Consider the following 12,510-nt stretch of genomic DNA (forward strand, 5'->3'; position numbering starts at 1 on the left):
ATAAGAATGGGGACGGGACGGGGGATCGGACGCGCGGCCGTGCTTGCCGGAGCGCTTGCGCTGGGCGCGCAGGTCGCCGGTGCGCAGGAAGCCGCGGAGCCGGCGGATACGGAGCTGCCGGAGGTCGACGTCATTCAGCAGAAGGCCGTGCAGCAAAAGGCGGCGCCTGCGAAGAAGAAGGCCGTGGCCAAGCAGGCGCCGGCGCCGCAGCCGCCGCCCGCTTTCGAGCCACCGCAGGAACCCTTCGATGAGTTCGGCGGCGCCGTGGGAGAGTTCGTGCGGATGGCTCCGCTCGGTGGCAGCGAAATTCCTCGCGCCAAGGTTCCAAGCAGCGTTTCGACGGTTTCGTCTCAGGACATTGAGACCGACGGCACGCAGCAAGTGCAGCAGGTTCTCCAGCAGCACGTGCCAGGCGTCATTCTTTCCGACGCGGCTGGCAACCCGCTTCGCGCGGAGGTTTCCTACCGTGGTTTCGACGCCTCGCCGGTGGGCGGGCGCTCGCAGGGGCTGGCGGTCTATCAGAACGGCGTGCGCATCAATGAGGCGTTCGGCGATACGGTCAACTGGGACCTGATCCCGACCAACGCCATCGATTCGATCACCGTCGCTAGCAACAATCCGGTGTTCGGCCTCAACGCCATCGGCGGCTCCGTCAGCATCATGATGAAGGACGGCTTCAGCTATCAAGGCGGGGAAGTCGATATCATGGCCGGCTCGTTCGGCCGCAAGCAGATCGGCGTGCAAGCCGGCGGCCAGGTGGGAGGCGTTGGAGCGTACATCGCCGCCGAAGGGCTCGAAGAGGATGGTTTCCGTGACTTTTCGGATGCCGAGATCAAGCGGCTCTACGGTGATATCGGCTTCAAGGGGAGCAACGGCGAGCTGCATCTCAGCTTGACGGCGGCGGACAGCTCTGTCGGCGTCACGGCAGCCGGACCGCTGCAGCTTCTGCGCCAGCGCTGGGCGAACACCTTCACCTCGCCACAGGATACGGATCTCGAAGTGTTCATGCCGACGATCTCCGGTGAGATCAAGGCGACGAATACGCTGACGTTCTCCGGACTTGCCTACTACCGCCGGTTCAAGTCGAACGTCATCGACGGCAACCTCTCCGAGGTGGATGAGTGCGAGGTCGCCGGCGAGGAGTATCTCTGCGTCGAGGAGGACGATCTGCCTCCGGGAGAGACGGAGCGCAGGCTGCGGCGCCTGGATGGCAGCTTCATCGAGGAGGACGACGTCGAGGAGCCGCTGGGATCGATCGAGCGCATCAACACCAAGGCGAAAAGCTGGGGCGGCACCGTGCAGGCCGTCGAGAAGTCGCCGTTGTTCAACCGGCCGAACCAGTTCCTGGTCGGTGCCAGCTATGATCATGGTGAAGTGGATTACGATACCTCGAGTGAGCTCGGGACGATCGGACCCAAGTTCGTCGTCGAAGGGTCGGGCATCATCGTAGGAGGCCCGTCGCTCATTGCGCCGCGCGCTCTCAAGACCGAGAATGACTACTGGGGCGTCTATTTCTCGAACACCATGGATGTCACGGATCAGCTCGCGCTGACGGTCGGCGGCCGCTACAATCACGCCACCATCAAGATGAAGGACCTCACCGGCAACTTCGACGAGCTTAACAAGACGAACAAGTATGACCGGTTCAACCCCATGGCGGGCGCTACCTACAAGCTTCTGCCCGGGCTTTCTCTCTATGGCGGCTATTCCGAGGCGAACCGTGCGCCGACGGCAGCCGAGCTTGGCTGCGCCGAGCCGGAGTTCCCGTGCTTCATCGAGAGCTTCCTCACCGACGATCCGCCGCTGAAGCAGGTCGTCTCGCGCACGGCAGAGATCGGTTTCCGTGGCGAAAGCCGGAGCTACGACGGCCAGCGCCTCACGTGGAGCGCCGGGCTGTTCCGCACGCTCAATGAGGATGACATCCTGAACGTGGCTGCCGAGCAGACGGGACGCGGCTACTTCCTCAACGCGGGCGATACGCTCCGCCAGGGCGTCGAGCTTGCCGCCACTTATGAGACGCGCCGCTTCCGGGTGTACGGTTCGTACGCCTTCATCGATGCGACGTTCGACAGCAACGTCGTGCTGCCGGCGCCCAATACGCCAGGCGGGACGGAGGATTGCCCCGACGCAGAGGATGAGGATGGTGAGGGCGTGCCGCAGTGCAATTTCGTGCGCTCGGGCGATCGGCTGCCGGGCATCCCGCGGCACCGCCTCAAGGCCGGGTTCGAATACTGGATCACGCCTCAGTGGAAGTTCGGTTCGGACCTCATCGCCGCCAGCAACCAGATCTTCTTCGGTGACGAGGCCAACAACAACAAGCCACTCGGCGGATATTGGCGCGTGGACCTGCACACCTCCTATGACATTACCGAGAACGTGCAGGTGTATGGCCTCGTGAGGAATCTGTTCAACCAGAAGTACGGCATCTACGGCACCTATTTCGATGCCGAGGAGGCTGCCGAAGCTTCCAACGCCATCGATGAAGACGGCGACGTTCGCTCCATCGGGCCGTCGATGCCCTTCGCAGCCTACGGCGGTGTGAAGATTAGGTTCTAAACTACGCCAAGACCCAGCCCGAACGGCTGAGGACGACAAGGTGAGAAGCGGGCGGCTGGTTCAGCCGTCCGCTTCTTGCGTTTTGCGTTGTGGAGGGCCGCGTGCCGGGGGCGATCGCTCCGCAATGCGTGGCCGAGATCCATGCCGGCGCGCGGGCCCATCCTTCATGGCCGCCTCCGTTCATTGGCGGCGATCGCTTGCGATTGAATGATTGTGAGCTCGAATCGGCGCGTTGTTTCACCGGAACCAAAAACCTAAGTCATGCTTTTGAATGGCTTCCGTAATTATACGGATGTGAAATAGCGTACGTGTATTTCCTCGAGTATATATGGTGAAAATACTTAGGTGTTAGTTCCTGGATGATGACAGTTCATACGGATATTTGACGAAAGTTAGATGCTCCCGCGCAACATCAGGATTCTTTCTTGGATCCCGAGTGAAATCGGGAATTAGTGCCATTGTTCGTTCCTTCCTCTCCCGGATAGCTCAAGTTTGGCAACAACGTGGCCAACCGGTGCAACGCTTCACCGGAAATGTCCTATGGGGGTTCGTTAATGGGAGTGGGATGGATGCCGAGGACTAGGATCCTAGGAACAAAATTCGCGCTGATGGCGAGCGTGGCGTGCTTCGCTTCGACAGCCGCGTTTGCGCAGCAGGCGGCGGAGCCGGCGGACGGGGACCTGCCGGAGGTCGAAGTCATCCAGAAGAAGGCGCCTGCGGCCAAGAAGGCAGCGCCGGTGGCCAAGAAGGCTTCTCCAACGCCGATGCCGCCGCCGACCTCTTCGGCCCAGGCTGATTATGCCGATGAAGCTCCGGCGCTCGAGAACTCGCCTTACGGGGCAGCCGCCAGCGGTGGCGCCGCTGCGCGCGCCGAAAGCGGCCCGCTTTCGCCGATCAATGCGAAGGCCGTGCTGCCCGACGACCTTCAGAATCTCGCCGGCTCCGGCACGCGGGTGACCTCGGGTGATCTCGAGGAGCAGCGCCCGGCTACCAACCACGAGGCCCTGGCTCGCGTTCCCGGTGTCGTCACGGTGGCCGACGACGGCTTCGCGCGCCACGGCGGCATCGGCATGCGCGGCTCTGCGTTCCGCCGCTCGCGCAAGGTCCTCGTGATGGAGGACGGCGTTCCGATCAACTTCTCGACCTATCTGGATTCCTCCACCCACTACACGCCGCCGATGGAGCGTGTGGAGAGCATCGAGGTGTTCCGCGGTCCGATCGTGAACTATGGGCCGCTCAACAACCACGGCGTGGTCAACTTCCGCAACCTGTCGCCGTTCGGCGCCAATGAAACGGTGATCAAGGCAGGCATCGGCCACACCGAAGGTGCGGACAAGAGCGTCAACAACTTCCGTCACGTTCATACGCGCCAGAACCTCGGCAACGTGGGTGTCGTGGCGTCGTACTCTGGTGCGGACGCGGGTGGGGCTTGGGACGTCGAAGAACTCGGCTACAACGACTTCTACGGTGCTATCGGCTTCCGCGGCTCGCGCCAGGATCTCACGATCTCCGGCGGGTTCTTCCGCCAGCGCGACACCTACGATGAAGACAACATCGAGGATCAGGAGGACCTGTTCAGGTTCCGCCGCAACAAGACAGCGGCAGCCCGGGCTGGCGCCCTCGACGAGGATGCGACGTGCTGCCGGAATCTCAGCAGCTACAATGCCGACTTCTACCGGCTTCAGCTCGCTCATAACCTCTACATCGACCAGAATACGACGCTGACGACGCGCATCTACGGCAACGACCATGAGCGCGCGCGCTTCTACGCTGAAGACGGCGACAGCTTCGACGAGCTGGAGATGGAAGGGCGGGATCGCCGCTATCGGAACTACGGAGCCGATTCGCGGATCGAGTTCGCCAACCTGCCGCTGTTCGGCGGGATGAGCCATACGGTTCAGGCTGGCATCCGCTACGAAGAGCATCGTTTCTCCAACAAGAACCGGGTCGGTGAGGAAGGCCAAAAGCTGACCTTCGGAAATCGCGGTGAGATTGACGAGCAGCAGAAGCTTGAAGCCGATGCGTTCGCCGCCTTCGTTCAGACGGCGGTGCGCGTAACGCCTTCGCTGACCGTGACGCCGGGTGTTCGCTTCGAAAGCTATGACATCAGCTTCAACAACATCACCGAGGGTTTTAGCGGCAGCGCTGACTATGACCACGTTCTGCCGGCGATCGGTTTCGCCTGGGAGGCGATGCCGCGGACGACGTTCTACGGCGGTTACCATCGGGGACTAACTCCGCACATCGTGCGCGACGTGCTGGAGGCGGATGAGGACATCTTCATCGCGCCAGACGAGGAGATCGGCGACAACTTCGAGATCGGCGTGCGCACCACGGCTATGCGCGGCGTGACGCTCGACATGGCCTACTTCCACAACCGCATTGATAACTATCAGTTCGGTGAGGCCTTCCAGAGCGACACAGGCGATCGCGTGTTCTCCGCGCTCGACAAGGTGGTGCTGCAGGGCTTCGAGATCTACGGTCGCCTGGATAGCCAGCCCTTCACCGGTGGCCCGTGGAACGTGTTCGGAGAAGCGACCTACACCTACGTGGACGCTGAGATCAAGAAAGGCGTCAACGAGGACGAGGACAGCGTCGCCGGAAATCGGGTACCCGAAGCGCTCCGGCACTTCGCAAACCTCACCCTCGGTGTTGAGCACCGTGCGGGCTGGGATGCGAGCCTGACCTGGACCTATCGCGGCGACTACCACACCGACGTGGACAACTCGTCCTACGCCGACGAGGGTCTCGTGCCGGATGTGTGGCTGCTCTCGGCGCGTACGAACTACAAGCTCACCGACCAGCTCACGCTGTGGGCCGCCGGCCAGAACCTGACCGACGAGTTCTACATCACGGATCGCTCGGACGGTGTGAAGCCCGGCGTCGGCCGTACCCTCTGGGCCGGTTTCACGCTCAAGTTCGACTAGAGCCTAATCGTTCCCGGCGAGCGCACGCGCCCGCCGGGAACGTGAACAGTCTCTCAAGTAAGGACGACATGGAGCGCGTTTCCACCGCAAAGGCGAGACCACGACGTGTGAGCGCGCTCTAAGACCCAAGACCCAAGACCCAATCTGCACACGACGAAACCTTCGAGCCTAGGAGAGGGGTATCCCGACCTAGGCTCGGAGGTTTCTTTTTTGTGGCAATCAACGCCTCGGGCTGTTGGCGTGGCTGTTGGATCAGGTCTTCGCTTCGGCTTTTGCCGCCTATAAAGTGAAACACGGGGCGCGCTAGGCGGGGCCGAGAGGCCGCGGCGTTTGATCTCACGAATCGCGCGTGCTCGGAGCCCGCGAACGTAGGATTATAAAAAGGCGTCCGGGGACTGATCGTTACGAAGCTGGCCGGCTTGGCGAGAGAGCCGAGGCTGGGTGCCCGCGCCGTCGGCAGTCGGGCTCGGACTTGTCACGGCGCATGCCCTGGGGCATGGATCGCGGCCAGCATACCAAAGTCGAACTCGGGGGAAGGATACCCATGGCAAAGAAGAAGATCCTCATCACCTGGCCCTTGCCGGAGGCCGTCATGGCCCGAGCGCGCGAGACCTACGACGTGATCGCGCATGGCGATGATCCGAAGATCACGATCGACGAGATGCTCGAGGCGGCCAAGACCGTCGATGCGCTCCTGATCACGCTGAACGAGAAGTGCCGCAAGGACGTCGTCGACCGGATTCCCGAGCACATCAAGTGTATCTCGACGTTTTCGATCGGCTTCGATCACATCGATCTCGACGCCTGCAAGGCACGGGGGATCAAGGTCGGAAACGCGCCGCATGGCGTCACGGTCGCGACGGCGGAGATCGCCATGCTGCTGCTGCTAGGCTCGGCGCGCCGCGCGTCCGAGGGCGAGCACATGATCCGCGCCCGGTCATGGCCGGGCTGGCAGCCGCTGCAACTCGTGGGCCAGCGGCTCGACGGCAAGAAGCTCGGCATCTACGGCTTCGGCAAGATCGGCCAGGCGCTCGCCAAGCGTGCGCGCGGCTTCGACATGGAGATCCATTACTACGATATCTACCGGCAGCCGCCCGAGAAGGAGAGGGAGCTCGGTGCGACCTATCACGAGAGCCTCGACAGCCTGCTCGCCATCTCGCAGTTCTTCTCGATCAACGCGCCCTCGACGCCAGAGACGCGCGGCTTCTTCAACAAGGCGACCATCGAGAAGCTGCCGCAGGGAGCCATCGTCGTGAACACGGCGCGCGGCGATCTCGTCAACGACGAGGATATGATTGCGGCGCTGAAGTCGGGACGGCTCGGCTATGCCGGTCTCGACGTGTTCGCCGGCGAGCCGAACATCAACGAAGGCTATTACGATCTGCCGAACACGTTCCTGTTGCCGCATCTCGGATCGGCGGCCGTCGAGGCGCGCAACCAGATGGGGTTCGAGGCGCTCGACAACATCGACGCTTTCTTCGCCGGCAAGGAGATGCCCTTCAAGCTCACGTGAGCGGGCGTGCTGGCTGCGATAGAAAACGGGGCAGGTTGCGGATCAGCAGCGTGCCCCGTTCGCTTTTGTGGCGCCGAGGTGGCGACTGCGATGAGGCGGCCGTGAGTGGTGCCGGATGCTCGGTGTCATGGCCGCGCTTCGGCGCGCTTCCTCAGGTCCGTCTGGGCGGTGCGCACGCGCGCAAGCATGTCACGCACCATGTCGCGGGCGGCGAAATCGCAGGCAGCGGGGCTGCTGTAGCTGTGCTCGTAGTCGCGAGCGAGGCGGGGGAAGACGGCTTCGCCGAAGCGCTGGTTGGCCTTGCTTCCGGTCATGAACGCGGTCTGGCGCTCGTCGATGTAGGTGTCGAGCTCGGAGATTTCCGCGGCGGTAAGGGGGCCGTTGCACTTCACCGCGATGATGCGGGCCGCGATGGCGCCGCCGATCGACGCCTCGGTGCCGGGCCAGCGCGAGGAGGCGGCCGAAGCGGCGGAAGCGAGCAGGGCGGTGCTGAGGAGCAGCGTCGCAGCACGCGTGGTCCACGGGTTACTCATGATCTACTCCGTTGTTACGCAAACCCAGAGCGTAGATCCGTTGACGCCGGATGACGCTGCCGTATGCGACCGGACACGGGAGAGAGAAAAGCCGCGCCGGGATGGAACCGGCTGGTGCGTTCGCCTCGCGTGCCTATGATGGGCAAAAAAACCAATTCTGAGGCCCGATCATGGCAGACGCGCTGGCTTCCCGCATTGCGGCAAAACGTGATCGATCCGCTTTGCCCGGGGGTGAGAGCAAGCCTTCGATCGGCCTCGTTCTCGGCGGCGGGGGTGCGCGGGGGCTTGCGCATATCCTCATGCTCGAGGTGTTCGATGAGCTTGGATTCAAACCGAAAATCATCGCAGGAACCTCGATCGGGGCCATCTATGGGGCAGCCTATGCTGCGGGGCTTTCGGCGGCCGACATTCGCGCCCATACCGAAGAGACCCTGACCAAGCGCTTCGGCCTCCTGCGCGATCTTTTTGCGGCACGCGTTCAGGTCTCGGGGCGCTTCCGCGATTTTTTCACGGCGCGGAGCGCGTTTCTGACCCCGGGTGCGCTGCTCGAGCTCGTCTTGCCGAAAGCTGTGCCGCAGACGTTCGAGGAGCTCTCCATCCCGTTGCGCGTGGTGGCGAGCGATTTCTACGCCCTCGAGGCAACGCAGTTCTCGACCGGACCGCTCCGGCCGGCGGTGGCGGCCAGCATGGCGCTGCCGGTGATCTTCGAGCCAGTGCTGATCGGCGGGCGGAGCCTCATCGACGGGGGACTGACCAATCCGCTGCCGTTCGATCTCATTGCAGGCGAAGCCGATCTCCTGGTTGCCATCGATGTCTCGGGGACGACGGTTCCGTCGCCTAAGCGCGCCCGGCCGACGGCGATCGAGGCCTTGTTCGCCTCGTCGTTCCTGTTCGAGCGCTCGATCGTGCGGGAGAAGCTCAAGGCGCGACGGCCCGATATCTACATCGATGCGGGAACCGGACATTTCCAGGCGCTGGAGTTTCTGAAGGTGCGTGAGATTCTGGCTGCGGCGGAACCAGCCAAAGCCGAGCTTCACGCGAAGCTTGATAGCGCGCTCATGCGCCACGGAACGGCCCCGATCAACGGCGGCTCATAGCGCTCAAGCCTGGCGCAAGCGGCATGGGCTCTACTCGCGCAGTCCGAGCTTGTGTGGGAGCGGCATGAAATGAGAGCCCGTCGTCGACCGGGTCTGGCGCGCGGCATCGCCGTTGGCCTTGGCCTTGTCGTGCTCGCCTGCGGCGTCCCGCGCGATGCGCTCAGCCAGGGCTTCGCGATCGATCTCGTGGCTCCGGGCATGAACCAGACCGAGCTTCAATCCGTCATGGGGCCGCCGAGCTACATCCAGGTGAAGGGTTTGCGGCAGGCCTGGCAGTTTTGCCCGCCGCGCAGCTTCCGCCGCTTCGTCGAGGATTTTCTCGACCGCGAGCGGGATCCCGACCTCTATGTCACCGTCTGGTTCGAGAGCGGCCGCGTGCGCCACATGCGGGCCTATCCGAGCCGTGTCATGGGCCGTTGCGAGGACTTCCTGGCAGCTTTCCGCTGGGAGGATGAGATCGATGGCGCCTATGCGACCGGCGGCTATCGATTGAAATAACTGGGCTGCGCCTGCCGATTGCTCAAGCATTGGCCCGCTTCAATGCTCGGTCGATCTCCGCGTTGATTTCCGCCATGGCGGCAACGGCTTCGGAGCGCATGTCATCCGGCACGCGGTCCGGGTGGTGCCGGGCTGCAAAGCTTCGCCGCAGCTTTGCAAGATCTCTCGGTGTATGGCCGCCTTTGGCGAGGACCGCCTTGAGCTTCAGCGCGGCCTCCTGTGGGCGGTCTTTCGGGCGCGCGCCATCCGCCTCACCCTCTCCGCCATAGGCGCGCACAAGGGATGCCGGCGCCACATATCCTTCCGCGACCGCGATGCCGCCGAGACTGCCAACACCGGGGCCCAACGGGCCTGGCCCATCGCTCAGGGGCTCGTTGCTCTCCGGGTCGAGCCGTGCCTCCTCGAGCGCCGCCTCGAAGGCGTGCTTTCTGGGTTCACGGCGCCGGCCCCGTATCGGCCAAACCACGGTTTGGGTCTCCCCGGGCGCAAATCGCCCTTGGGGGAGTGTGTTGGCCGTGCCTTGTTCGGGCCTTGCGGGTTGATGGGTGGTGCGGGATCAGCGGGGTACGCCGGCGTCTCAATCGCCCTCGGATGCAGTCTCGGCAGGGATCGTCTCTCGTGCGGGATGCGGCAGCAGGCGGACGGCAACGACCGTCGCATTGTCCTGGTGCGGATCCTTAAGCGCCTCGACGGCCCGTATCAATGCGGCGGCGACGGCATCGGCTCCGTCATCGCCATACGCCGTCACGATGCGTGCGATCTCCGCCGCCTCGAGGGTCTGCAGCCCGTCGCTCGCGAGAATGATGTAATCGCCGGGCTCGACCTTGAGCGGGCGGCGCGATACGTCGATCAGCTCGATGTCATCTCCGGTCACGGCTGAGCGCAGCATGTGCCGGCGCGGGTCGCGCTTCGCGTCCTGCTCGGAGATCGCTCCGGTCGCTGCCAGCCGGTCGAGCTCGGGCGCGAGTGAGTGATCCTCGTTGAGCATGGCGACCTCGCCGCGCCGATAGAGCATCAGCGGGCTGTCGCCAACGCTTACCCATTCGATGCCGTCCGCCGCGAACGTCACTCCGACGAGCGTCGAGCCCATGCCAGACAACATGGGGTCGGCCTCGACCGTTTCCGCGATCGCCCGGTTGGCTGCGCTCAGCGCTGCGACTAGGCGCTCCCGATTGGAGCCCGTGGCGGCGAGGAAAGCCTGGATGAAACGTTCACACGCCATGCGGCTCGCGAGTGCACCGCCGGTATGTCCGCCCATGCCGTCGGCCAGCACAGCCACCGCCGCTGCCCCATCGGTTGCGTCCGACAGGCAAGCGTTTTTCGTAACGTCAAACCCGCTCCAGAAGAGGGCATTGTCCTCCTGGTAGTTGCGGGCGCCTTTTGTGGCGCGGCTGGCGTGCTCGAAGGCTGGCATGCGATCTGGCGTGTCTCAGCTCTGCTCCTGTAGCGCCGCCCAGTCGAAATCGGGCCCGCAGAACGGCACGAACACGAGCTGTGTCCGGCCCATCGTGATCACGTCCATCTGGGCGAGCTCGACAGCGCCGGTCGGCCGCTTTTCATTGACCGAGACGACATTGGTCTTAGCAAGATTGGGCACGAAAAGAAATGATCGGTCCGCTGAATCGTAGCGGATATAGGCCTGCTCCTCGGCCGAGATGGCATCATCGCCGAAGTCGATCGGAATGCGGTTGCTGGCCGCCCGCCCCACGGTGTTGTTGCCCTCGAAGATTGGCCGGTACTGCCCGATGCCGGGACCGCCGACGATAACGAGCCAGCCGGCCACGGGGTCCCGGTCGAACGTGCCGCGCGCCACCTGCATCTTGCCGCGCACGAGCTTCGTCCGAGCGCCCGTATCCTCATCCTCGGGCTCCGCCTGAGCGGCGGCCCGAACGACGCGCGTGGTCGGCGGCGAATCGACTTCGATGTGGCGCTCGTCGGTAATGCGGGGCGTGCGCGCCTCGCGCGCTGCTTCCGCCGCCGAGGGGGAGGCGGCGCTCTCCGGCCGCGGCGCGGGCAGTTGCGCGGACGCGCCCTGAGGCCCGGGCACTGGGATTACGCTGTCGGCAGCCGATGTAAGTGCTGCCGCGCGCTCGGCGGTGGCGGCTTCATGACGCCCCGTATCCTCGCGGCTCGCTGCTACGAGTGCGTCCTTGAGCGATCCGAGAAACCGGCCCGACCGCTGTCCCTGGCCGTATGAACCTCCGCCCGCAGTCATGGTCTCGTCCTCCTCATCTGTCCGCCGATGTTTGTCGCGCGGCCTGTCTACGTCTGCTCGCAACGCGCCGCGACGCGGCTTATGCGGGATCTGCTTTTCCCGTCGTGAACCTGATCTGCGCTTTGCCAAGCCCGATCACGTCGTCTTTCTTGAGGCGGGCCTCAGCCACTGCTCGCCCATTGACCACCACGCCATTGCCGCTCTCGCTCGAAAGATCGGTGATCATGAACTCCGCATCCTCCGTCAGATGGATGGCAGCGTGATAACGGTGCACGGTCACGTCCTCGAGACAGACGTCGTTATCGCTCTCGCGCCCGATGCGGAGCAGCACGTGTTTGATCGGGTAGCGCGTCGTCGGTGCGCGCGGCGCAACTTCGCTGCCGTTGACGATCTCGATCCAGGCTTCCTGGGGCTTCGCCGGAATGTATCCGGTCTTCACGCTCTCGCGCGGAAGCCGCTCGGTCCGGCGCGCTGCACGCAGCACCTTGGTCCGCGCCTCCGGAACGGCGACGAGCGCCCGCTCACGCCGGGCCGCCCAAAGGCCGACGAGCGCGAACGGAGACAGCGCCAGCAGCGCCGCGAGAGCTATCACCAGGGCTGGCGCCTGCTGATAGCTCGCCATGATCCAGTCGCTCATGCCCGTCCAAAGTTGCGCGCCGCGACCGGCCGCGGGCGAGCCTGCGCCGGGGGACTGCGCGCATACCGTTGCCGGCACTGACGTAAGTGCGGCTGTGACCATCAAGGCCCGGGCCACGGCGGCGCTTTGTAAAGAGCCGAGGCTACAGTCAGTGCGGCGGCGGATCGCCCCCGATTGTGGACGTGGCATGGATAGGCTCAGGCTCGAATCTGTCCTAGTGTTCCCGTTCCGAAGTTCGTCAGTGTTTGCGACTAGGCTTCGGAGTGAACTTCGGAAGCGTAAGGGACACTAGAAACATAGACTTGCTCGTGTGATTCAGATCGAAAAATCCATTCGGAGCCGCGCTGCGTGATGTGGCGAATCTTTCGATCATCAACACTAGTGTTCGTGCGCTCTGCGGCAGCAACATGGCCGTGGGATGTTCGAGCACGGTGCTCTACCCGGAATCCAGGCACACCGCGCACGCGTCCGCCACATTCTTGCTCCACAAGAGGCAGGGAGGTGATTTGCACCGGAATCGGATCATCGTGATGC

10 protein-coding genes are annotated in these 12,510 nt (G+C 63.9%); 5 read left to right on the top strand and 5 right to left on the bottom strand.

The annotated features are described in order from the left end of the window. From V7P99_RS05345 to V7P99_RS05355, 3 genes are all read left to right on the top strand, one after another. Positions 1–2,556: TonB-dependent receptor (locus tag V7P99_RS05345; RefSeq protein WP_333793759.1), on the top strand; the 2,556-nt coding region annotated here is incomplete at its 5' end. A gap of 608 nt (positions 2,557–3,164) precedes the next feature. Continuing rightward, positions 3,165–5,483, top strand: a complete 2,319-nt coding sequence (locus tag V7P99_RS05350; protein ID WP_333793760.1) for a TonB-dependent receptor family protein — start codon at positions 3,165–3,167, stop codon at positions 5,481–5,483. A 544-nt stretch (positions 5,484–6,027) separates the two neighbouring features. Next, a complete protein-coding gene (locus V7P99_RS05355) occupies positions 6,028–6,996 on the top strand; it encodes a 2-hydroxyacid dehydrogenase (protein ID WP_333793761.1) in 969 nt (322 codons plus the stop codon). A 125-nt stretch (positions 6,997–7,121) separates the two neighbouring features. On the opposite strand, the gene V7P99_RS05360 is transcribed toward V7P99_RS05355, so the two are convergent. Then, positions 7,122–7,529, bottom strand: a complete 408-nt coding sequence (locus V7P99_RS05360) for a hypothetical protein (protein ID WP_333793762.1) — start codon at positions 7,527–7,529, stop codon at positions 7,122–7,124. Positions 7,530–7,699: 170 nt separating this feature from the next. On the opposite strand from V7P99_RS05360, the gene V7P99_RS05365 reads away from it, so the two are divergent. Both V7P99_RS05365 and V7P99_RS05370 read left to right on the top strand, forming a co-directional pair. Next, on the top strand, positions 7,700–8,626 hold the full coding sequence (locus V7P99_RS05365) for a patatin-like phospholipase family protein (protein WP_333793763.1): 927 nt from the start codon (positions 7,700–7,702) through the stop codon (positions 8,624–8,626). 69 nt (positions 8,627–8,695) lie between these two features. Further along, positions 8,696–9,124 carry a hypothetical protein gene (locus tag V7P99_RS05370; RefSeq protein WP_333793764.1) on the top strand — a complete coding sequence of 143 codons (429 nt, stop codon included), beginning with the start codon at positions 8,696–8,698 and terminating at the stop codon, positions 9,122–9,124. A gap of 22 nt (positions 9,125–9,146) precedes the next feature. On the opposite strand, the gene V7P99_RS05375 is transcribed toward V7P99_RS05370, so the two are convergent. The 4 genes from V7P99_RS05375 to V7P99_RS05390 form a co-directional block, all read right to left on the bottom strand. Further along, entirely contained in the window at positions 9,147–9,590 is a 444-nt protein-coding gene (locus V7P99_RS05375) for a hypothetical protein (protein WP_333793765.1), read from the bottom strand. 111 nt (positions 9,591–9,701) lie between these two features. Next, positions 9,702–10,538, bottom strand: a complete 837-nt coding sequence (locus V7P99_RS05380) for a PP2C family protein-serine/threonine phosphatase (protein ID WP_333793766.1) — start codon at positions 10,536–10,538, stop codon at positions 9,702–9,704. Between the two features lie 15 nt (positions 10,539–10,553). Continuing rightward, positions 10,554–11,339: an FHA domain-containing protein gene (locus V7P99_RS05385; protein WP_333793767.1), complete on the bottom strand. Its 786-nt coding sequence runs from the start codon at positions 11,337–11,339 to the stop codon at positions 10,554–10,556. A gap of 79 nt (positions 11,340–11,418) precedes the next feature. Next, entirely contained in the window at positions 11,419–11,976 is a 558-nt protein-coding gene (locus V7P99_RS05390) for an FHA domain-containing protein (RefSeq protein WP_333793768.1), read from the bottom strand. Positions 11,977–12,510 lie beyond the last annotated feature (534 nt).

The sequence above is a fragment of the Hyphomicrobium sp. genome (assembly GCF_036780825.1).
Classification (GTDB): domain Bacteria; phylum Pseudomonadota; class Alphaproteobacteria; order Rhizobiales; family Hyphomicrobiaceae; genus Hyphomicrobium_C.

What these genes read in the sequence shown, in the direction of transcription:
- V7P99_RS05380 (WP_333793766.1), bottom strand. Translation starts at nt 10,538, where the DNA reads ATGCCAGCCTTCGAGCACGCCAGCCGCGCCACAAAAGGCGCCCGCAAC.
- V7P99_RS05350 (WP_333793760.1), top strand. Translation starts at nt 3,165, where the DNA reads ATGGCGAGCGTGGCGTGCTTCGCTTCGACAGCCGCGTTTGCGCAGCAG.
- V7P99_RS05360 (WP_333793762.1), bottom strand. Translation starts at nt 7,529, where the DNA reads ATGAGTAACCCGTGGACCACGCGTGCTGCGACGCTGCTCCTCAGCACC.
- V7P99_RS05365 (WP_333793763.1), top strand. Translation starts at nt 7,700, where the DNA reads ATGGCAGACGCGCTGGCTTCCCGCATTGCGGCAAAACGTGATCGATCC.
- V7P99_RS05390 (WP_333793768.1), bottom strand. Translation starts at nt 11,976, where the DNA reads ATGAGCGACTGGATCATGGCGAGCTATCAGCAGGCGCCAGCCCTGGTG.
- V7P99_RS05385 (WP_333793767.1), bottom strand. Translation starts at nt 11,339, where the DNA reads ATGACTGCGGGCGGAGGTTCATACGGCCAGGGACAGCGGTCGGGCCGG.
- V7P99_RS05370 (WP_333793764.1), top strand. Translation starts at nt 8,696, where the DNA reads ATGAGAGCCCGTCGTCGACCGGGTCTGGCGCGCGGCATCGCCGTTGGC.
- V7P99_RS05355 (WP_333793761.1), top strand. Translation starts at nt 6,028, where the DNA reads ATGGCAAAGAAGAAGATCCTCATCACCTGGCCCTTGCCGGAGGCCGTC.